This is a genomic window from Hymenobacter sp. BT18, from assembly GCF_012273015.1.
Lineage (GTDB): Bacteria > Bacteroidota > Bacteroidia > Cytophagales > Hymenobacteraceae > Hymenobacter > Hymenobacter lutimineralis.
Window position 1 is genome coordinate 764466 of sequence record NZ_CP050954.1, and the last position, 20903, is coordinate 785368.

Genomic DNA, 20903 nt, shown 5'->3' on the forward strand with positions numbered 1-20903 from the left:
CGTTTCAGATGTTCTCCTGGTAAACAGCTACGGCCCTCATTTCATTCCGAAAGAGCGCTGAATTTACGTACCCATAGGCAAATTAAACATTCTGTTTATCAGCACATTACTTGATCCGCCTTACTACTTTAACCCTCTATCCTTTGCTGCTTGATCAGCCCGGAATCTGCAGTACAATTTTCCCAAACTGCAGCCCCTGATCCATGCGGCGCAGGGCTTGTTCGCCCTCAGCCAACGGCAGGATTTCGTCGATAGCCGGAACGATGCGGTGGTGCTCCACCAGGGCCACCATCTGCGCGAAGTCGGCCTCGGTACCCATTGTCGACCCCAGGATGGAAAGCTGCTTCCAGAAAATCTTGGCCGGGGGCACCTGGGGAATGGCCCCGTGCGTGCCGCCATAGAAAACAAGGCGCCCCCCGGGGGCAGCAGCGTCTAGCAGGTGGTTGAACCCCGGGCCGGCAGCGCTGTCCACTAGCACGTCGAAGGCCCCGCCTGCTTGCTGGGTGAGCTGGGCCGGCCACTTCTCGGCGGTATAGCTGATGCCCCCTTCAGCGCCGAGAGCTACGGCCTTGGCAATCTTCTCGGCTGAGCTGGACGTGACCCACACGCGGGCACCCGCCGCTACGGCCATTTGCAAAGCCAGCAGGGCCACGCCCCCTCCCACCCCGTTGATGAGCACCCGCTCCCCAGCCTGCAGCCCAGCCCGCGTAAACAAGGCCCGGTAGGCCGTAACGCCACCCAAGGGCAAAGCCGCCGCCTGCTCGAAAGACAAATGAGTGGGCTTAGGATGCACGGATGCGGCCGACACGCACACATACTCGGCAAAGGTGCCGTTGTGCGGCAGCCCCAGGATAGTAAAGCTGCGGCCCTGAGCTGCCGGGTTATTGCCCCACTGCTGCCCCGGATTAATCAATACCTCCCGCCCAAGCAACTGAGCATCAACACCTGCACCTACAGCTGAGATGATGCCGGCCCCGTCGGAGCCGAGGATAATCGGAAACTTTACCCCGGCGTACTGCCCTTTCTGAATCCAGACGTCGCGGTGGTTGAGGGCGGCAGCCCGCAGGTGCACCTGTACTTCGCCGGGGGCGGGCTGGGGCGTGGCGGTTTCAGAAAGCTGGAGGGGCTGCTCCAGCCCGTTGAGAATCAATGCGTGCATGTGGGTGGGACTTGGTGACGCGGCACAGGCCGAACTGGGCGCCAAATTCAGTAAAAAACCCGACAGCCTAGGCGCTCAGAAACCGACTCTTCAGCTCGGGTGTGGGCAACAGGCAGGCTGCTTGCCGGCCAAACCACCGGTACCGGTTGCGCGCAACCCAGCGGTAGGCGGCATCGCGCCAGGCCCGGGGTACTACCACACCGGCCCCCAGCAGCGGCCAGAGCCCACTCAGGTGCCGGGCAATCTGCAGCACGGCCGTGGAGTGGGTGTACACTTGTCCTGCTTCTACCAGCACCACCGAGTCAGGGTCAAGAGTGGTGGGTAGCGTAACTCCCTGGGCCCGCAGCAAAGCCTGTCCTTCCGCCGATTGCAGGGCCGCAAAGTGGAAGTACCCCCGGGAATCGTGCCGGATAACGAACTGCACAAAGCCGTTGCACAAGTTGCAGACGCCATCGAAGAGAATAACTGCGGAGGATTTTTGCATGTTGAATCAAGCTGGCGGTGACGACTGCGCACGGGCGCTGCGGCCCTGCATACGCAGGAGCAAAGGGTTGGATACGGCCGCGCCCCGGCTAGAGAAAAGGCAACTTACGACCTCCTTGCCCCTAGGTGCACCAGCAAACCATTACCCAGTACCAAGGGTTTTCGCTCGACGAATAAAGCTGAACAGTACAGAGCCAAAGGCGGAGTCAAAAGTAGATTATGAACAACTTTTCCTGAACAGATGCAGTATTCCTGCTCTAACCTGTTCTTTCTATTTCTAATACCAACTCGCCTTTTCCATGAAAAAGTCACTTTTCCTGGCCGCTGTACTGGCCGCTACCAGCCTGGGCTTCAGCTCGTGCTCCAGCACCAACCCCGACTCGACCACGACGAATTCTGACATGAACTCGACCTCGGGCAGCTCCACTTCCGGCACCTCAACGGACGGAACCACTTCGGGCTCTACTACCACCGGAACCACTTCGGGTACCAGCACGTCAGGTAGCACCACCACGGGCACCAGCACCTCGGGAAGCACCACTACGGGCACTACCTCGGGTAGCACTACCACGGGTACCACCAGCGGCTCTACCACTACGGGCACCACTACCGGCACACCTAACTAATAGCGCCGGTGCCCTTGTGGTAGCATAACGAACATCTGCGAAAGCGGAGAGGCTCTACTTACACGCAGTAGATGGCCTTTCCGCTTTCCGTTTTTCTGGCAAGTAACGCCTTGCGGCAGCCGAAGCATGCGTCGACTTTTACCTGCCCTCCAAAATCCTTTTGAACTGGACCTGCGGGCCCTGGCCCTGTTGCGCATCGGTACCGGGGCCGTGGTCCTCACGGACCTGATCATCCGCAGCACTGATCTGGTGGCGCACTACACCAACCTGGGCGTACTGCCCTTGCACGTACTCTACCAGTATGGCTGGAACCCTTACGTGTTTTCCCTGCATACCAGCAGTGGCTTGTGGCAGGTGCAGGCCCTGTTGTTTGCTTTAGCGGCCCTTACCGCCGCCGCCCTGGTGCTGGGCTACAAAACGCGCTGGGCCACGGCTATTTCCTGGCTGCTGCTGATTTCGCTGCAAAACCGCAACCCCCTCATTGTGCAGGGCGGCGACGACCTGTTGCGGATGCTCTTGTTCTGGGGCTTTTTTCTGCCGTGGGGCCGCGTGTATTCTCTTGACAGCCGCAAACAAGCAGCCCCTAGTTCTTACCGGTATTTCAGTATGGTTACGGTGGCCTACGTGGTGCAGCTGGCCTTGGTATACTGGTGCACGGCCCTGCTCAAGAATAGCCCTGAGTGGACGCAGGATGGCACGGCTATCTACTACGCCCTCAGCCTTGATCAAATTCTGATGCCGCTGGGGCGCCTGTTGTACCCACACGCCGAGCTGCTGCGCGGGCTAACGTTCCTGACGTACTACACTGAGCTGCTGTTGCCGTTTCTGCTGTTTCTACCCTTCCGTATCACGTGGTGGCGCCTGCTATTTGTGGGCGTGCTGTACGCATTTCACCTGGGCATCAGCCTCACGCTCTTTGTGGGGCTGTTTTACCTGATCAACATGGCCTCAGTGCTAGGGCTGCTCCCCGCGCATGTGCTTGGTAAACTGGCTGCTTGGCTGCACCCGCGCTGGGCGCAGCTGGCGGCGCGCACGCACACCTGGCGCCGCAGTTGGGTTACCTGGCTCCCAGTGCGCATAAACGTGCACGTGCAGTGGTACCCGGGCAGCCGGCGCCTGTTGCGCGCCGGGCGTGAGGCAGCTGTAGGCGCTTTGCTGGTGTATATCTGCTGGTGGAACCTAGATACGCTCCCGCAGTTCCGCTGGAAAATGACCGAGCCTATGCGCTGGTTTGGCTATATGTTTCGCGTCGATCAGCGCTGGGGCATGTTTGCGCCGGCCGTCTTCAAAGATGACGGCTGGTTTATCCTGGACGGTACTACCACCGCTGGCCAGCACCTCGATCTAAACCGCGAAGGCCAGCCGGTAGAGGCCACCAAACCGGCCTCGGTGGTTGCCCTGTTCAAGAACGACCGATGGCGCAAGTATTCGGAGAATTACCTATTTGTGGCGAATAGCTATATGCGGCCTTACTATTGCAATTACTTACTCCGCATCTGGCACGAAAACCCGGCGCACCCGCCCCTGCGGCAGCTGGAAGTCGTGTACATGAAGGAAGTGACCTTGCCCAACTACCGGGTTGCGCCGCCCGTGCGGGAAGTGCTGTGCACCTGCGCTCCGGCGCCGCGCCCCTAGCTTAGGCCGGCAACAAATCCTGAAACCAAAAGCCTACCTCCTCCGCTCCTTGGGCAAGAGCGGGATACGTGCGCCGCACCCGCTCTCCCAATCGAAAGGCAATGGGCTCCGGGAAATAAGGTGCGTCGAAAACAAAGGAATGGTACTCTCCATTCTCCCCGCAGGGGTCGACGCCCGGGGGCAGGTCGCGCACAAAATCCCGGTCCAGGAGCCGGCCGCAGAACGACTCTCCCAATAGCTGCTCGTTTACGCACACCACGATGGCCTGAAAGCCTGCCTGCCAGAATTCCTCCAGCAACTCCAGGGAGGGACGCTGCCAAAGCGGAAACACCGCCTGCAGCCCTACCAGCTGTAGCTGCCGCTCCCGGTAAGCGCGCAAATCCTCCAGAAAAATATCCCCAAACGCGGCGTGCGTAATGCCCTGGGCCTGCAATGGGGCCAAGGTATCGCGCATCCACGATTCGTAGATGGCCATGTCGGGCATGTCAGGCAGGCAAAGCTGGGTGAGAGGCAGGCCGAGATGGCGAGCCTGGGTGGCCAGCAGCTCGACGCGCACCCCATGCATGGCCACCCGCTGGTGGGGCGCCGACACGCTGGTGAGCAGGTCGGTGACCTGGTAGTCAGGATCTTGCCGGAGGTAGTGCAGGGCCAGGGCCGCATCTTTTCCCCCGCTCCAGTTCATCAGCGTACGGTGTGCCATGGCGCAAAGCTACGCCCGGAGTAGCCTTTCGGAAGAAGTTGCGTATAGCACAGGGTAACCTTTCCCGGCATTCAACCTCTTTCCCTTATGAAACGACTTTCAGCCCTGCTGCTCACCGTGGCGGCCACAGCCTCTCTCGCGGCCTGCGACTACAACAACACCCCTGGCAAAGACCCGCAGGCCAGCCAGGATTTCACGGAGGCGCCCCCGGCCCGTAAGATGGAAACCGAGCGGGACAGCATCAACGGCCAGCAGGAGGCCCACACGCCCATTGGCACCGGCTCGGCCGCCGACCAGAAGACCTCGGCCGATGCCGCTCTGGAAGGCTCACCCAGCAACCCCAATTCCCCGGCCACAACTCTGCCTAAGGAGTCAGCGCAGCAGCGCGGCGCGGCCCGCGAGGAGTAGTCTACCTTACGTCCTACGCTTATTTGCACTGCCCGTCAGGCCATTGGCCTGGCGGGCAGTGCGCGTTTGGGAGCGGGCCCCAGGCCATCGGCCGCTCCCGGCAGCCCCGGGTACCGCCGAGCTTCCGGCGTTGTGGATTTGGCAAATATTCGGCCGCTTCGGGAGAATAAGCGCAATAAATATTTGGTTTTATTAATAATATCAATAGATTGAAAATCATTGTTTTACATAGATCATATTTCCAAATTGTTAAGAAACTATTAGGCTAGCCTACTTAACAATTTGTTCATGACCTTTGCGGCGAAATTCCGGGGAAGTGCCCTGGATAAATAAAAAAGCTCCCCTTATGAAAAACAGACTCCTTCTGTTTTTACTGCTCGGCTTTGTGCTTTTCACGAGCAGCCCGCCCGTCTTAGCCCAAGGCGTAACTACCGCCGCCATGAAAGGCATTGTGCTGGACGCCAAAGGCCAGCCTTTGCCCGGCGCTACGGTGGTAGCCACCCACCTGCCCTCTGGCACCCAGTACGGCACCGCCACCCGCGAAAATGGCCAGTACGACCTGCTCAACATGCGCGTGGGTGGCCCCTACGAGCTGAAAGCCTCGTTTGTGGGCGCCCAGACCTACACGGCGACGGGCATTCAGCTGGCTTTGGGCAAGACCTTTGAAAGCCGCATTACCCTGGCCGACAACACCCAGGCCCTGGGCGAGGTAGTGGTGCGCGGCAACCGCGACGGGCAGATCAACAAGGACCGGACGGGGGCTTCTACCAACGTTAACAACACCGCCATCCGGACGCTGCCTTCCATCAGCCGCTCCCAGGAAGACTTTACCCGCCTCACGCCGCAAAGCAGCGGCCTGAGCTTCGGGGGGCGCAACACGCTCTACAATAACTTCTCCCTCGACGGCTCCATCTTCAACAACTCTTTCGGGCTGGATGCGCCCACGCCCGGTGGTCAAACCAACTCCCAGCCCGTCAGCCTCGACGCCATTGAGCAACTGGAAGTGAGCCTGGCCCCCTACGATGTGCGCCAGGGCGGCTTTACGGGTGCCGGCATCAATGCCGTAACCAAGAGCGGCACCAACGACTTTAAGGGCACCGTGTACTCCTACTTCCGCAACGAAAGCCTGATTGGCAAGAAAGTGGGCGACGTGGAGCTGCGCAACCCCGACCTGAAGTTCAACCAGTCGGGCTTTGCCCTGGGCGGGCCGCTGGTGAAGAACAAGCTGTTTTTCTTCACCAACGCCGAGCTTACCCGGCGGGATGACCCGGGCCTGACGTTCCGGCCCGCTACCAGCGAAGCCGAGGCCCAGGCGGCCCTCAACGGCCAGGCCCCGGGCGTGAGCCGGGTACTGGAAAGTGACCTGCAAAGCATCCGCCAGCGCCTGATCGACGTGTACGGCTACGACCCGGGCACCTACCGCGACTTTGTATATGCGACGCGCAGCGACAAATTCCTGGTGAAGCTGGACTGGAACATTACCCCCAAGAACACCTTCTCGCTGCGCTACAACTACCTGAAAAGCTCCCGTGAGCAGGGCCCCCACCCCATTGCCATTGCGCCGTCGTCGCGGGTGCAGGGCGTGAACACGCTGCAGTACGCCAACTCGGGCTACACCATCAACAACAATCTGAACTCGGTGGTGGGTGAGCTGAACTCCCGCATCGGGGAAAAGCTCAGCAACAAGGCCCAGCTCAGCTTCTCGGCCTTCCGCGACTTCCGCGACCTGCCCGCCGCCAAGCTATTTCCGCAGATTGACATCACCAAGAACGGCACCACCTACGTGAGCGTGGGCACCGAGCAGTTTTCGGCCGAAAACGTGCTGGACCAGAACATCCTGCAATTCACCGACAACCTGAGCTACTTTGTGGGCGCCCACGTGCTGACGGGCGGCGTCACCTACGAGCAGTTCAAGTTCGTGAATGCGTTTAACCTGCAGCGCTTCGGCTACCCCTTCTTCGGGGGCCTGGACGTAGCCCGCTTTTTTGAGGTGACGGACCCCAACAACCCTGATTTTGTGGACCTGAACGCCATTGCCACGGCCGGCGGCCAGAAGCGGGTGAAGTCGGTAGACGTAAATGTGGGCCAGCTGGGCTTCTACGCCCAGGACGAGTGGAGCCTGACCCCGAAGTTTAAGCTGACGCTGGGCGTGCGGGCCGACATGCCCATCTACAACACCACGGTAGCCCAGAACGAGCAGGTGCTGAATGCCCCTCTGCTGGATGCCAGCGGCCAGCCCGCCAAAGTAGACGTAACGCAGTTCCCGAGCAGCAAGCCCCTCTGGTCGCCCCGCCTGGGCTTCAACTACTCCGCCGGCGAGGGTGAGTACACCACGCAGGTACGTGGGGGCACGGGCATCTTCACCGGCCGCATCCCGTTTGTGTGGATCAGCAACCAGGCTTCTAACTCCCAGTTCGACCCCGGCTACACGTTCCAGATCAACGGTACGGCCAAGGACTTCAAGTTCCCGCAGGTGTGGCGCTCCAACCTGGCCATTGACCAGCAGCTGCCCGGCGGCCTGGTAGCCACCGTGGAAGCCATTTACTCGAAAGACCGCAACGCCGCCATTCACCGCAACTACAACCTGGTAACGCCCACGGAGCAAGCCGCCGGCGCCGACAACCGCCAGATTTACCCGGCCGCCGGCCCGCGCATTACGCCCGGCTTCTCCGGCCCCGACGGGCAGTTCAGCTTCCTCGACGCGGGCGTGATTGTGCTGGAAAATACCAATAAAGGCTACCAGTACTCGCTCACGGGTCAGCTGAAGAAGGACTTTGCCAACGGCCTGTACCTGATGGGGGCCTACACCTTCTCCCGGGCCAAGGACGTGACCTCCAACCCCGGCGAAATTGCGGCCGATGCCTTTCAGCGCAACCCCGTGATTGGCAACGCGAATGCGCCCATGCTGGCCTACAGCGACTTTGGCCTCCAGCACCGCGTAATTGCGGCGGCGGGCAAACGCTTCAGCTACGCCCAGGACAAGCTGGCCACTACCCTCAGCTTCTTCTTTGAAGCGGCCCAGGGCAACCGCTTCTCCTACACCTACGCCGGTGATATGAACCGCGACGGTATCTTCGGCAACGACCTCGTGTTTGTGCCGGCCGCGCAAAGCCAGATTACCCTCGTCGACATCACCAACAGCCAGGGCGACGTGCTGGTATCGGCCGCCCAGCAGTGGCAGCAGCTCGATGCCTACATTCAGCAGGACAAGTACCTGAGCGAGCGGCGCGGCCAGTACGCCGAGCGCAACGGCAGCCTGAGCCCCTGGTACACCCAGCTGGACATGAAGGTGCTGCAGGATTTCTCGCTGACGGCCCTGAAAAAGAAGCACACCTTCCAGCTGAGCCTGGACGTGCAGAACCTGGGCAACCTGCTCAACTCCGACTGGGGTGTGCGCCAGAACGTGGCCAACAACCGCCCCATCGAGTTTGTGGCCTACCAGGGCAACACGCCCACTTACCAGTTTCGGGGCGGTAGCCAGACGTTCCTCAACAACACCGACCTCAACAGCCGGTGGCGCGCCCAGCTTGGGCTGCGCTATATCCTGGACTAGCGTTTTTTGCTAAGAGCTGGTGGCTGTTAGCCCCAGGCTTCAAGTGCCAAGAGAAAAAGCCCCGCAGCAAGTTGCTGCGGGGCTTTTTCTGGTCTGTAGTTGATGGAATGAGCGACTGTGAAGCAGCTGTCTGCCCTTTACTTCTGCGCAGCAGCCCAGGCATCCATCTTGCGCTCCAGCACGGCCAGGGGCATCACGCCATCCTTGAGCAGCTCGTCGTGGAAGTTGCTTAGGCTGAACTTGCTGCCCAGCTGCTTTTCGTAGCGGCTGCGCAGCTCCCGAATTTTGAGCTGCCCTATTTTGTAGCTGAGTGCCTGCCCGGGAATAGCCATGTACCGCTCAATTTCGGCCGTGGCTCCATCTTCGCTGATGGCCTCGTTGGCGAGCATGTACTCAATGGCCTGCTCGCGCGTCATGTTCTTGGTGTGCATGCCCACGTCTACCACCAGGCGCACGGCGCGGTGCATTTCGTCGCCGAGGGCGCCCATGCGTTGGTAGGGGTCGGTGTAGAGGCCCAGCTCTTTGCCCAGGCTTTCGGTGTACAGGGCCCAGCCTTCGCCCATGGCGCCGTACCAGGCAAAGCGGCGGAACTTGGGCAGACTTTCATTTTCCTGCTGCAACGACGTCTGGTAGTGGTGGCCCGGAATGGCTTCGTGCAGGAACAGGGACTCCATGCCCGAGGTCACGTTGAACTTGGTGGCATCCACGATGGGCACGTAGAAAATGCCGGGGCGGGTGCCGTCGGGGCTGCCCTGGTTGTACTCGGCCGAGGCCGAGGCGGCGCGGAAAGCTTCCGTCTGCCGGATTTCAAACGGCGTTTTGGGGGTGCGCCCGAACATCTTTTTCAGATTGGGGTCAATCTTGGCCTGAATAGCCCGGAAAGCGTCCAGCACCTCTTTCGGGGTTTTGTAGGGCATGAGCTTGGGGTCGGCTTTCAGCTGGGCGAAAAACGCCTTCAGGTCGCCCTTGAAGCCTACCTGCTGCTTTACCTGCTCCATTTCCGTGCGGATGCGGGCCACTTCCTTCAACCCCGTCTGATAAATCTCCTCGGGCGTTTTCTTGGTAGTGGTCCAGTATTTCACCAGGTAGCGGTAGGTGTCGGGCCCCTCGGGAATAGCCGCAATGCCGGTGCTGGTGCGGGCCTTGGGCAGGTATTCCTTCTCCAGGAAATCGGCCAGCTTCTGGTAGGTGGGCGAGAGCTGGGTGAGGATAGCCTCCTGGTACGCCGACGACAGCTGCTTGCGCTCGGCTACCGTGAATTCCTTGGGAAAGCGGTTGATGGGGCCGTAGAACAGGCTTTTGGCAGCATCCTTCACCACCAGGTCGCGCATCTGCGGTATCATTTTCACTACCAGGGCTTTGGGCAGCACCACGCCGGTGCGCATGCCTAGGCGAAAATTGCTGATGGCCGTATCGGCCCAGGCCGGAAACTGCCGCACGCGGCCAAGCCAGTTTTCGTAGTCTTTTACCGTCTTGAAGGGTTGCACGCCCTCACCCGAGCCGTACTGGCCCAGCGTGAGCGGCAAGCCCCAGAACTGCTGAAACGGTAGCATCCAGGCGTTCAGCTTGAGGCCCGCCAGCCGGCTCTGCATCTCGTACTCGAAGATATCGTAGCTGATCTGGTCGTTGGCCGAGAGGCTGGCCCGGTCGAACTTGTGCAGCTGATCCAGGTAGCTTTGGTAGGTGGTGCGCTGCTTTTCGCGGAAGGCGCGGGTGCCGTCGTTGGGCAGCTGGTCGTTGTAGCGGTTGTCGCCCTGAGAGGTGGCATCCAGCGGGTAGAGTTTGGCATTTTCCTCCCAGTAGCTGTCGAACAGCTTGTTGAGGTCTTGCACAGCTGCGGTGGCAGTGCTGCCTTCAGCTTGGGTTTCGGCTGATTTCTGGGGGGAACAGCCCACCAGCAGGGCCCCGGCCACCACGGTGGCCCAGGTTAGATGCTTCATTGGCGCAGAAAGAAAATAGGTAAATGGATGGTCGGGCAAGCTAGCAGAAATTCCGGCGCCAAGCATGGCCTGGTGCGACTATGCCGGGGGTCGGGTACGGGGCAAAGCGCGTTACCGGATTGAAGAACACCGGCTAGCAAGCAGGGCTGCTTTGAAGCCCTGAAGCAGCCTTGGTTGCCGGCAGTAAAAACTACGTATGCTTTTATACCAGGCCGTTTGCGCTACCCCACCGAAATAGCGGCAGCTTTTCCGGCCCACTCTCCCAACCCAAACCGTATACGCCGGTTATAGAGCCTTCATCATCCTTCTAACACCACATACTTTATGAATTCCATTGCTGGCAAAATTGCCCTCGTCACGGGCGCAGGGAAAGGCATTGGGCGCGCCGTAGCGCTGGCCCTGGCCCAGGAGGGGGCCCACGTGGCCTTGCTGGCCCGCACCGAAACCGACTTGCAGGCCGTAGCCGAAGAAATCCGCCGCCTGGGCGGAAAAGTTGCACTGACCGCCGCCGACGTGGCCGACCGCGCTGCCGTAGACGCCGCCGTGCAGCACTTCACCGCCGAACTTGGCCCCATCGACATTCTCATCAACAACGCCGGCATTGGCACCTTCGCCAAGTTTCTCGACATGGACCCTGCCGAGTGGGAACACATCATTCAGGTGAACTTGCTGGGCACGTATTACGTGACGCGGGCCGTGCTGCCCGGCATGATAGAGCGCCAGCTCGGCGACATTATCAACATTTCCTCCACGGCCGGGCAGCGCGGCGCGGCCACAACCAGCGCCTACAGCGCCTCCAAGTTTGGGGTGCTGGGCCTTACCGAGTCGCTCATGCAGGAGGTGCGCAAGCACAACATCCGCGTGTCGGCTCTCACGCCCAGCACCATTGCCACGCCCCTGGCCCTCGACAACAAGCTCACCGACGGCAACCCCGACAAAGTAGCCCAGCCCGAAGACCTGGCTGAGCTGATCGTGGCTCAGCTAAAACTCAACCGCCGGGTTTTCATCAAGGAAGCCGGCATGTGGAGCACCAACCCGTAGTGGGGAATGTGTGATTGAGTAATTAGTGTCATCCTGAACGCAGTGAAGGACCTTAGCACGGCTGGACGAATCGTTAGTTTCGATTTCGTTCTACCGTGCTAAGGTCCTTCACTGCGTTCAGGATGACACGCCTTTTGCATGCACCCCACACTTACAGCCTTACCGCACCACGCCGTCGGGGCCGATGCGGAAGATAACGTCGCTCTTGGCGGGGGCTTTTTTAACCATGGTGCCGAAGGCCCCGCGCTTTTCGAAGGCGGCAATTACCTCATCCTCGACGGGGGTACGCTTCACGGCCGAGTTGCTGGCCCAGAACTCGGGGTTGTACTTCACGCTCCGGATGGCATCCAGGTCCCGGTCGTCGAGGCTGGGGCGCTCATAGGCCAGCGCAGTGGGCGTGGTGGAGGTGTCGTAGAAGAAGGTAAAGGCCTGCACTTCCACCGGAATGGGTGCCTTACCGGGCTGGGTGAGGTCGGCCGTCACGTTCATTTTGAAGAACGAGAGGGGCGCTACGGCGTCGGGCGTGGCGGGCTCCTGAAACGACATATCAATCTGGCGCAGGGCGTTGCGGAATTTCTGGCTGGGGTTGGTAGACGTGAGCGTGACGTTGGGCGAGGCCGTCTGGAAACGCACCACGCGGTAGGTGTCGGTATCAATCCAGATAGTGCCCTCGGAGCGGTATTTCACCTCGGGCCGGGTTTCGTACTTGATTTCGGCCACGCCACCCTTCGTGGAGTCGGCTCCGGACACAATGCCCTTGATTTCGACCAAGTAGTTCTGGAACGTGTTGGGGCTAAGCAAGGCTAGGGAGTTCACAGAATCAACCGAGAAAAGGCCGTAGGAGCGCGTAAACACCGAAAAGTTGCTGAAGTTGGTGGCGGCCTGCACGCCGGCGTAGCGGCCCTGGGCTAGCGTGGTCCCCTCGATGCGGGAAGAGTTGGACTTCACGTTCCAGATAACTTCCTGCAGCTCGCTGGGCTGCCCGCTCACCCGCGTTACCTGCCGGTAAAAGGCTTTGCCGTAGAACTTCTGGCGGTTGTCGCGCAGGAGCTTGCGGTAGGCGCGGTCTACCAGCTGAAATGCGTAGCTGCCCACTTTCACCTCGGGCAAGGTAATGGAAGCCGTCTGCAGCTCAATGACTAGGGGCGCGGCGGCGCTGGTCACGCGCACCGTGTCTTTCTGGTGGCTGAGCTCGGAAACGACTAAGGTGCGGGGTAAGGAGGGCACGTTGAGCGAGAACTCGCCGTTTTCGTTGCTGGCCGTGCCCAGCGTGGTGCCGCTCACCCCAATGCTGACGAAGGGCAGCGGCTCGCGCGTGTCTTTGTCGATGACGGTGCCACGCAAGGTTTGAGCAAATGAGCTACTGGCAACGAGTAACAGCGCCAACAACAACGCGTATGGCAAGCGAAACAGCGGAAGGAAGCGGAAGGAAGTAGCCAAAGCAATACAAGGTTTGAATCGGTGCGCCAGTTAAACAAGCTAACGAAGTTACGGCCATTCTAGTCAGTGTAGCTTCGGACTTAGCCCGAAAACGGCGCTTCCCTACATGAGCGTAACCTTTGTCAGCAAACAGTAATCGTGCCGCTCCGCTTCATCATAGATGAGTGACTGGCGCAGCCTCCGAACTTTTAGCGGACCTCCGCGCTCCTCCAGCTCGGATGCTTTAAATAATCCAGCAGCTTAGGCAGTAGCCTCTGTAATGCGTTGCCGCCCGGCACCTCCACAAACCGATAGGCTCCCCACGCCAGTAGCATGACAAATGCCAGAGCCAGAAAAACCGGTATGTAGCCTGGCAAATGCCCTTGCAGAAGCAGAATGCCTACTCCTACATTATGAAGCAGGTACAGAGAATACGTAAGCTTACCCAAGGTAGCCCAGATACGTGGCCCCGGCAGGGCAATACGTTTTCGTGAGCTGAGTAGCAGCAGCAGGCCCACACCGAAAAATAGCGCTACGGCAATAGCCAGTTGAAAGGGCTCCGGGTCGTGGTGGTAGATCTGCATCCGAAAACCCTCCGACCGCAGACTTCGAATTGCTAGGCCCCCAGCCAGTAGCATGGCGGTGTAGAGTAAGGCCGGTGCTCCGGCCCGCTTTTCATACAGGTACAGGAGCATGCCCAGGATAACATAGGGGCTATAGCCCGGGAACAACAAATGCTTAAACAAGCCATTTGGAGGTTCAGGTCCTGCTACCATCGTCACGGCTAGCCACCCAAAAATCAAGGGTAGCAGATAAGACCACAGGCGGCACCCAATCACCATGGCGACAAGAAAATAAAAGGCCAGCTCCACCGTCAGAGTCCAGAAAACCCCATTCAGGGAAGTCTGACCAAAAAATTCCTGGAGCATCGTCAGATTTACTAGCAGAAGTTTGGTGGTAGGCACGGGGGAGATGCTGGTGGTGCCCCAAAGTCGCAGACCAGCAAATGTTAGCAAGCAGCTAAGCCAATAAACTGGGTAAAGGCGCGCTGCCCTGGCAACGACAAATTCCCGCAAGGACTTATGCCGGGCCGATTTCAGGATCATGTACCCACTGATCATGAAGAAGATATCAACGGTGATGTAGCCGTAGCGAATGACTTTGCTGAACGCCCCGATTGGGGGGCCGATATGCAGGATTCTTGGGCAGGAATACACAAAATGAAACAACACAACAGCTAAAGCAGTCGTGAAGCGTATCATGTCAACCCCTGGCAAATAGCCGGATCTTGAGTACTCAGAACCAGCGACAATACTTTTCATAAAAATGATGTAGTAACAGCTTATGAAGCATTTGGTAAGCTCTGGTAGCGGGCCAGGGCCTCCAGGCAGAAAGCCGTGGTCAGTTCCTCGGAGCCCCAGCCCCGCAGCCGTTTGCGCCCACCGTAGTACAGGCGCCAGCGGGGCCATTCCCCGGCTGGCTGCTGCTGGGCCAGCAGAAACTCGATGGCGGCAGCTAATTCCGGCGGGTAGCTGCCCCAGGAAAGCAGGGCGCAGGCGGCCAGGGCCGTATCGAGTACCGTTTCGCCCAGGCGCCCATCGGGCTGGGCGGCCGCGCAAATGCGCGCGGTTACGCTGGACCGGGCCGGCGCCAGCCCGGTAGCCCCGTTGTGGTAAGCCCGCCCAAAGAAGTAGTAGACCGAGTACACATTCAGGTACCACTTATCACAGCTGGCTTCGCGGCCTTCTGCGATGATGCGCAGCAGATAGGCCTCCACCGCCCGGGTTTCGGCCCTTTCCCCGAGGTAGTACAGCACGTTGGCATTCACCACGGCATCTACATCCTGGCGGGCCGCTTCGGCCCGCCAGAAGAGTACACTCTGCCGCACCGACAGCAGCTGGGGCAAGGTAAGGCGCCAGTAGGGGCCGTAAGCTACCGGGCGCAGGCGAGGTATCAGCCAGGTATAAAAGAGGCCTTCCCGATTGCGGTTTGCCAGCAGCAGCGGGATATTCGTCGGCTTGGGACAGTCAATGCCGCGGGCTTGCAGCAGGGCGGAAATACAGGCGGTATCGTCGAGGTCAGGGGGGGAAAAGGCGTAAAAGGGGTGCCAGCCAGGAAAGTGCTGCCATACCCCGCCCCGCTGCATCTGGTACTGTAAAAACCTGGTAGCCCGCGTCAGCATTTCCTCCGCCCTTGGCTCACCAGCCACGTATAGCAGGCAATTGCTCACCAGCACGGTCGGGAACAAGCTGGGGTCGGGCAGGCAATAACCAGCTTGCATAGCCTCGTCGGGCGAGATATACGCGCAGAACTCCCCGTGCGGGTACTGGTGCTGGTGCAGGTAGTCCAGCGCCCGGTCGATGCCCACCGCCAGGCGGCGTTTTACGTCAGCTGAGGTGCGGCCAGATGCGTCCATTCTACCTCCAGGGTAACGAGTTGGCGGATAATCTGCTGATAATTTTTCTCCAGGCTGGGCGGGGCCTGCACCGAAAGCTGCGCGGGGGCATCTTCCCAGCCCAACATCGCCACCGGCTGAATAAGGTTTACGTCGTAGATAGATGCTCTCACCAAGTAGTCCCCAGCCGTGAGCGGGCAGCGCAGGATGCGGGCGTGCAGCGTATGCCGCCCGGCAGGCAGCTGCAGCGCCTGGGTGGTGTAGCCGCCAGTGATGCAGATCGAGCCGTCGTTGGTGTAAATCAGGAAAGACCAGGCTACCCCGGGCAGGGCTTGCAAGGAATTATACGTCAGCTGCACCCGGATTTCTTCGTCGGGCTCAACGGGCCCGCCCTGCGGGCCCGTGAAGGTAACGCCCTCAATAACAGCCGGGCGGCTGGCAGTAGGCGTCAGGCGCCCGGGGCCGCTTCGGGCGCCCGAGCCAAACTGTTGGGCGAAATAATGGTCCAATGCTTCGGTAGCGCCTCCCTGGAAGGCTACCCGGCCTTTTTCGAGCACCAGGCCGCGCTGGCAAACGGCCTGCACGTGGTGGGCGGCGTGCGAAACCAGAATAATGGAACCACCCCGGGCCAGGTAGCCCATCATATGGTTCAGGCACTTGCGCTGGAAATTGAAGTCGCCCACGGCCAGCACCTCGTCTACCAGCAGGATGTCGGGGTTGAGGTGGGCCGCCACCGCGTAGGCCAGGCGCGCCGACATGCCGGAGCTGTAGAACTGCACGGGCATCTCAATGGCGTCGCCCAGTTCGGTGAAGGCAATGATTTCGGGCAGCAGGGGCAGCACCTGGCTGCGGGTAAAGCCCAGCAGGGCCGCCCGCACGAAGATATTTTCCCGGCCCGACAACGTGGGGTCAAGCCCGACGCCCAGCTCAATGAGGGCCCCTACCCGGCCGCGCACCTGAATCCGGCCCGCATCGGGCTTCATCAGCCCGTTGAGCATCTTGAGCAAGGTGCTCTTGCCGGCTCCGTTGGTGCCCAGAATAGCCAGCGCTTCGCCGGCCCGCAGCTCAAATGTCACATCCTGCAGGCTCCAGAACTCGTGCCGGCGCAGGCCGGTGGCTGCGGCCTTAGCCCGGGGCCAGAGCTCGGACCCTATATCCAACAGCCCGTACCAGAGCGCGGTGCGTAAATGGCGGCTAAACTTTTTGGACAGGCCTTGGACGGATAGAACAACGGACGCAGACATAACAGAAACAAAGAAGATGGCTATACCGGCGCAGTACAGCTAACAGGCAGAGTGGCCAGGGCCCGAAAATGGTCGGAAGGGAAATACTGGGCGGGCTCCAGGGGGGCAGCCGCGCGCAGGCGAGGGTGCGGCAGCAATACTTCTACCAGCACTTGCTGGACCAGGCGGCGGGTTAAGAAGGCCCCGATGCAGTGGTGGGCGCCGCCGCCAAAAGCCAGATGCCGCTGGGCCGGACGCTGCATATCCAACTCATCGGGCCGGTCGAATACCTCTGGGGCCCGGTTAGCGGAGCATAAGCTCAAAAGCACTACCGTGCCCGCCGGCAGCCGTTGCCCACCTAGTTCAACCGCTTCCGTGGTAACACGGTGCAGCAGCATTTCGGGGGGGTCGAGGCGCAGGCATTCCTCGATAAAGCGGGGTAACAGCTCCGCCGACGCCCGCAGCTCTGCCGCCAAAGCCGGGTGCATCAGCAGCTGCCGCATGGCACTGCTAAGCATGGCACTGGTGGTAGCGATACTGGCCAACCAGAGCAGCCGCAGCAGCTTTACCACGGCCTCGGTGGTAAGCGTCCCCTCCGCCAGCTGCCGCAACAGGTGGGCGGTTACCCCAGGCTGGCCCACCGCAGGGTGGTTCTGCAGCCACTGGGTGAGCACCTGTGCCACCCGATCAATGTAGCTAAGCTGATAAACATAGCCGGCCTGCTCTTCCTGAAGTGAGGCTATTACCGCCGCTGGCAAGCCAAGGAGTTGGTTAGCTACGGCTTGTGCCAAAGGCATAGCCAAGGATGTCACAAAATCAAACGACGGCTCTTGTTCCAAAGCGGCGAGGTGCTGGCGCGTCCACTGCACAGCGTAGCCGGTGAGGTCTTGCAGGGCCGCCGGCGTAAAGAACCCTTGCATCTGCTTGCGCATGAGCCCGTGGTAAGGCGGGTCGGCCCCCAGCAACGCTGCTTCGAACTGCGCATGCACCTGGCTGGAGAACTGATGAGGCTCCTTGAGAATGGTATCCACCAACGAGTAGTCGAGCACCAGCCAGGCGTTGTAGTTCGGCAGGAAGTAGAGTGGGGCTGCCCGGCGCAGGTAAGCCAGCACCGGAGACGGGTCCGTCAGGTAATGGGTGCTACCTAGGTCGAGCTGTTCAGCATAAACCTGCGGGGTGAAAGATATTGGAGCGCCCCCCAAGCCCGTGCGGCGTAACTGGCGGCAGGCCTGCTGAACCATGGCAGCTTCCGGCTGTCCTTGTTGCATGGACTCTATAAGGCGTGGTGGCTGCGGCAGGCGGCGTAAGGTTTTGGTGAGCTGGCTTTTTAAAAAGGAATGTCCCACGTACACCCAATTGGAAAACCCTGCCGCCGACGTTACCTGCAATTGAGTATGGCTGTAGGTTGGGCTAGCCAGCATGTCGTACCAATAACTGGCAGGCAGTACTGTACCGCGAGGAATCAATATTTCCCGGAAAGCACAATAGAAATCCACCCGCAGCGGCTCGGGGCGTATGTGCTGCAAATGCTCCCACATTTTTGCTTGATGTGGAGCTATCAGCGGGGTGTGGTAAGGCCAGGTTGGGCTGCCGGGCATTACCTGAGCCTGCACTCCTTGGGTACGCAGGTAGCGTAGGGCGGCCTCTTTATCATTTTGGTGGCAGAGGGCCATGATTTTTTCTGGACCTGACTCATAAATAGGCAGCAGGGGCACCGGGCAAGCAGCTAAGACTGGAGCAGCGGCAGCCATACCCAGCAGAATAAGCAGCGGAATATAAGTGGGAGGGCCAGTCTTGTTGACCTGCGTTAGGGCGCAGTTGATCCGTACGGCATCTTTAAGGCTTAGTCCGCCCGCGGCATACACCGCTGCTACCTCCCCCTGGCTCTGCCCTAGCGTGGCCGTCGGCACAATTCCCTTTGACCGCAACAGGGCACATAGGCCCAGTTGGCTAGCCAGAATGTGGTAAACTATTTCGTGCTCGGGCAAGGCGTTGGGCTCCAACGGTACTTTCTCGAAGCCCGCCAGAATAGTTTCGTTGGCGAATTCCCGGTGGTACTCATCAATTTCCTGGATAGTAGCCCGGAATACGGGTTCCTGAGCATACAGCTCCTTTCCCATGCCCGGCCAGTTTTCATAACGCCCGGCAAACAGAAAGAGGCTGGTTTCTGGGGGAGCCTCAAACCAGCTTGCAACCCGAGTGGCTGCCTTGCGGGGCTGGCGCAGGGCCTGGTAGGCAAGATGGGCGAAACGAGGCAGGGCCATGAGAAAAGATGAAAAAGCAAGAAAAGCACATTGGTGGTGGCCGCTACATGCGGGCAATAAGGTGGGGCCGGGCCACCCGGTACACCAGCCAGCTAACCAACAGCAGCGCGCCTGAGCCCAGCAATACGTAGTTAAACCCCAGGGTTGGCAGCAGGCCCTCGCCCAGCAGCCAACGCCGGGTAGTAGCCAGCAGCGGCGCTACAGGGTTGAGGCGCAGCCAGCTCGCCAAATGAACTGGGGGCGTATACACCACGGGCGTCACCAGAAACCATAGATTCAGCGCAATGGCCAGAGCATTCGACAGATCGGTGTAGAGCAGGCCCACGGGTGCCAGCAGCCAGCCCAGAGCCAGCCCAAACAGCAGCAGCGCCCCCACCCCCACGGGCACCAGCAGCAGCGTGGGCGACCAAGTCAGGCCAAACAAGGGCAAAACCAGCACCAGCAGCAGCAAGCGCACTACCTGGTTGAAAACGACCACGCCCATGCCCGCTACCAGAAAGGCCTCGTGGGGTACGCGCACCTTCGCCAACGTAGCCTTTACAGCTGTGAGCTGTTGCAGGGGGCACTGTACTGCCTCCACAAAGCCCTGCCACAGAAACACCCCGGCCATGACGAAGACAGGATATGGCACACTCAGTTCCTGCTGCGAAACAATGCGGGCCCTGCCCAGAAACGTCCAGACCAACCCCACTACGATGGGTGGAATCAGCATCCAGGCGTAGCCCAGCACGCTCTGGCGCACCTGCACTTTGAGGTTGCGCACAAACAGCTGGCGGCTTACGGGCAGGATCACGCGCAGGTCGCGGCGCAGGTCGCGCAAAAATGCCCGGGGCGTGGCTACGGCGGAAGCAGAGGTGTAGATAGTTTCTTGCATTCTACTTCAGGGTAACGACTTTAGTGGGCCGGAGCCGAATGATTAGAATCGGAAATTTACGGTGCTCCGCACAGATTCTGGTACACCCCTGCTATACTAGCCTTCTTTTTTACTGTTCATGCCTCCTGCTTCATCCCGCCTACGCACTTGGTTTCCGCAGCTTTCGGGGCTGGCCCGGGCCCAGGAATGGTGGGAATACAAGCTGGCGCCCATTCTGGCTACGGCCTACGCCACTACCCTGGTCACGGCGGCCCCGCTTGGCCGCTTACCCACGGGCCTGCTGTTTCTGCTGGCCTCCTTGATTGTGGGCGCCACCTACGTGAGCCTGCTCAACGATTTCACCGACCGCGCCGAGGACCAGGCCGCTGGCAAGCCCAACCGCCTGGCCGCCGCCTCCCCCGGGCTGGTGCGCGCGTTGTTTAGCCTGTGCCTGGGTAGCGGACTGCTTTTCGGTTGGTACGCGGCACGTTTAAGCTCTCTGGCTGCGCTGTTGTATTTAGGTGCCTGGGTGGCCTACACGCTCTACTCCCTCCCCCCTTTCCGGTGGAAAACCCGGGGCGCCCTGGGCCTGCTGGCTGATGCAGCCGGGGCGCACCTGTTTCCGCAGCTCTTTACGGTGGCGCTGGTCAGTGCCTGGCTAGGGCGGGCAGTGCCCCTACCCTGGCTGCTGCTGGTGGGCGTCTGGTCTCTGGCTTGTGGCGGGCGCAACATCATCTGGCACCAGTTGCACGATGAGGCAAACGATGTCCGGACGCAAACGGCCACGTTTGTAGTTCGCTGGGGTGCGCGATGGGCCCGCCATTTGGCCGAAAGAATCTTGTTTCCGGTGGAGGTTGTGGCCTTTGCAGGGCTGCTCTGGCTGGGGCAGGCTCCGTTGGCCTGGCTGGCGCTGCTGGTATATGGCGGGCTGGTGTGGTTCCGGTTGCGCCAGTGGGGCATTGTACCCGTGGTGGCGGCCCCCCGCGCCAAGTACCAGCTGTGGCTTAATGAGTATTACGAAGGGCTATATCCGCTGGCCATGCTGCTCACCGCAGCCTGGCCGCTGCGTGCGGTCGGCGCGGGCCTCCTGATCGTGCATGGGTTGCTGTTTTCCCAGCGCCTCCGGCAAACGGCACTAACGCTCTGGGCAGGGGCCCTCACATTGGGTGCCCGGCTGCGGCGGGTTTGGCGGCTGCGCTAGCCG

The 20903-nt window shown here is 60.3% G+C and carries 16 protein-coding genes; 6 read left to right on the plus strand and 10 right to left on the minus strand.

Features of this window, described 5'->3' with window-relative positions; translation table 11 throughout:
* Positions 1–154 precede the first annotated feature (154 nt).
* Positions 155–1159, minus strand: a complete 1005-nt coding sequence (locus tag HER32_RS03190; protein WP_168680482.1) for a zinc-binding dehydrogenase — start codon at positions 1157–1159, stop codon at positions 155–157.
* 67 nt (positions 1160–1226) lie between these two features.
* Entirely contained in the window at positions 1227–1643 is a 417-nt protein-coding gene (locus tag HER32_RS03195) for a thiol-disulfide oxidoreductase DCC family protein (RefSeq protein WP_168680484.1), read from the minus strand.
* Between the two features lie 298 nt (positions 1644–1941).
* Here HER32_RS03195 and HER32_RS03200 point away from each other — a divergent pair, with 298 nt between their 5' ends.
* Complete coding sequence (locus HER32_RS03200) at positions 1942–2268, plus strand: hypothetical protein (RefSeq protein WP_168680486.1); 327 nt, start codon at positions 1942–1944, stop codon at positions 2266–2268.
* A 126-nt stretch (positions 2269–2394) separates the two neighbouring features.
* Positions 2395–3903 (plus strand): hypothetical protein, encoded by a 1509-nt coding sequence (locus HER32_RS03205; protein ID WP_232066349.1) that lies wholly within the window; start codon positions 2395–2397, stop codon positions 3901–3903.
* Position 3904: 1 nt separating this feature from the next.
* Here HER32_RS03205 and HER32_RS03210 read toward each other — a convergent pair whose 3' ends face one another.
* Positions 3905–4603 carry an adenine nucleotide alpha hydrolase gene (locus HER32_RS03210; protein WP_232066351.1) on the minus strand — a complete coding sequence of 233 codons (699 nt, stop codon included), beginning with the start codon at positions 4601–4603 and terminating at the stop codon, positions 3905–3907.
* An 87-nt stretch (positions 4604–4690) separates the two neighbouring features.
* Here HER32_RS03210 and HER32_RS03215 point away from each other — a divergent pair, with 87 nt between their 5' ends.
* The gene (locus tag HER32_RS03215) at positions 4691–5011 is read left to right on the plus strand and encodes a hypothetical protein (RefSeq protein WP_168680488.1); all 321 of its coding nucleotides are present in this window, start codon (positions 4691–4693) and stop codon (positions 5009–5011) included.
* A gap of 346 nt (positions 5012–5357) precedes the next feature.
* Positions 5358–8564 carry a carboxypeptidase regulatory-like domain-containing protein gene (locus tag HER32_RS03220; protein ID WP_149069112.1) on the plus strand — a complete coding sequence of 1069 codons (3207 nt, stop codon included), beginning with the start codon at positions 5358–5360 and terminating at the stop codon, positions 8562–8564.
* A gap of 137 nt (positions 8565–8701) precedes the next feature.
* On the opposite strand, the gene HER32_RS03225 is transcribed toward HER32_RS03220, so the two are convergent.
* Entirely contained in the window at positions 8702–10504 is a 1803-nt protein-coding gene (locus tag HER32_RS03225; protein ID WP_168680490.1) for a DUF885 domain-containing protein, read from the minus strand.
* Positions 10505–10828: 324 nt separating this feature from the next.
* On the opposite strand from HER32_RS03225, the gene HER32_RS03230 reads away from it, so the two are divergent.
* Positions 10829–11545: a 3-ketoacyl-ACP reductase gene (locus HER32_RS03230; protein WP_168680492.1), complete on the plus strand. Its 717-nt coding sequence runs from the start codon at positions 10829–10831 to the stop codon at positions 11543–11545.
* 159 nt (positions 11546–11704) lie between these two features.
* On the opposite strand, the gene HER32_RS03235 is transcribed toward HER32_RS03230, so the two are convergent.
* From HER32_RS03235 to HER32_RS03260, 6 genes are all read right to left on the minus strand, one after another.
* Positions 11705–12985, minus strand: a complete 1281-nt coding sequence (locus tag HER32_RS03235; protein WP_168680494.1) for a carboxypeptidase-like regulatory domain-containing protein — start codon at positions 12983–12985, stop codon at positions 11705–11707.
* 188 nt (positions 12986–13173) lie between these two features.
* Complete coding sequence (locus HER32_RS03240) at positions 13174–14286, minus strand: acyltransferase family protein (protein ID WP_168680496.1); 1113 nt, start codon at positions 14284–14286, stop codon at positions 13174–13176.
* 20 nt (positions 14287–14306) lie between these two features.
* Positions 14307–15380 carry a hypothetical protein gene (locus tag HER32_RS03245; RefSeq protein WP_168680498.1) on the minus strand — a complete coding sequence of 358 codons (1074 nt, stop codon included), beginning with the start codon at positions 15378–15380 and terminating at the stop codon, positions 14307–14309.
* The gene (locus HER32_RS03250) at positions 15347–16603 is read right to left on the minus strand and encodes an ABC transporter ATP-binding protein (protein ID WP_168680500.1); all 1257 of its coding nucleotides are present in this window, start codon (positions 16601–16603) and stop codon (positions 15347–15349) included. The genes HER32_RS03245 and HER32_RS03250 overlap by 34 nt, the downstream gene beginning before the upstream one ends.
* A 20-nt stretch (positions 16604–16623) precedes the next feature.
* A complete protein-coding gene (locus tag HER32_RS03255) occupies positions 16624–18846 on the minus strand; it encodes a cytochrome P450 (protein WP_149069105.1) in 2223 nt (740 codons plus the stop codon).
* A gap of 43 nt (positions 18847–18889) precedes the next feature.
* The gene (locus HER32_RS03260) at positions 18890–19720 is read right to left on the minus strand and encodes an ABC transporter permease (RefSeq protein ID WP_168680502.1); all 831 of its coding nucleotides are present in this window, start codon (positions 19718–19720) and stop codon (positions 18890–18892) included.
* Positions 19721–19838: 118 nt separating this feature from the next.
* Between HER32_RS03260 and HER32_RS03265 the strand changes: the two genes are divergently transcribed.
* Positions 19839–20900, plus strand: coding sequence for a UbiA family prenyltransferase (locus HER32_RS03265; protein ID WP_168680504.1), 1062 nt, complete (start codon positions 19839–19841; stop codon positions 20898–20900).
* The last annotated feature ends 3 nt before the right edge of the window (positions 20901–20903 follow it).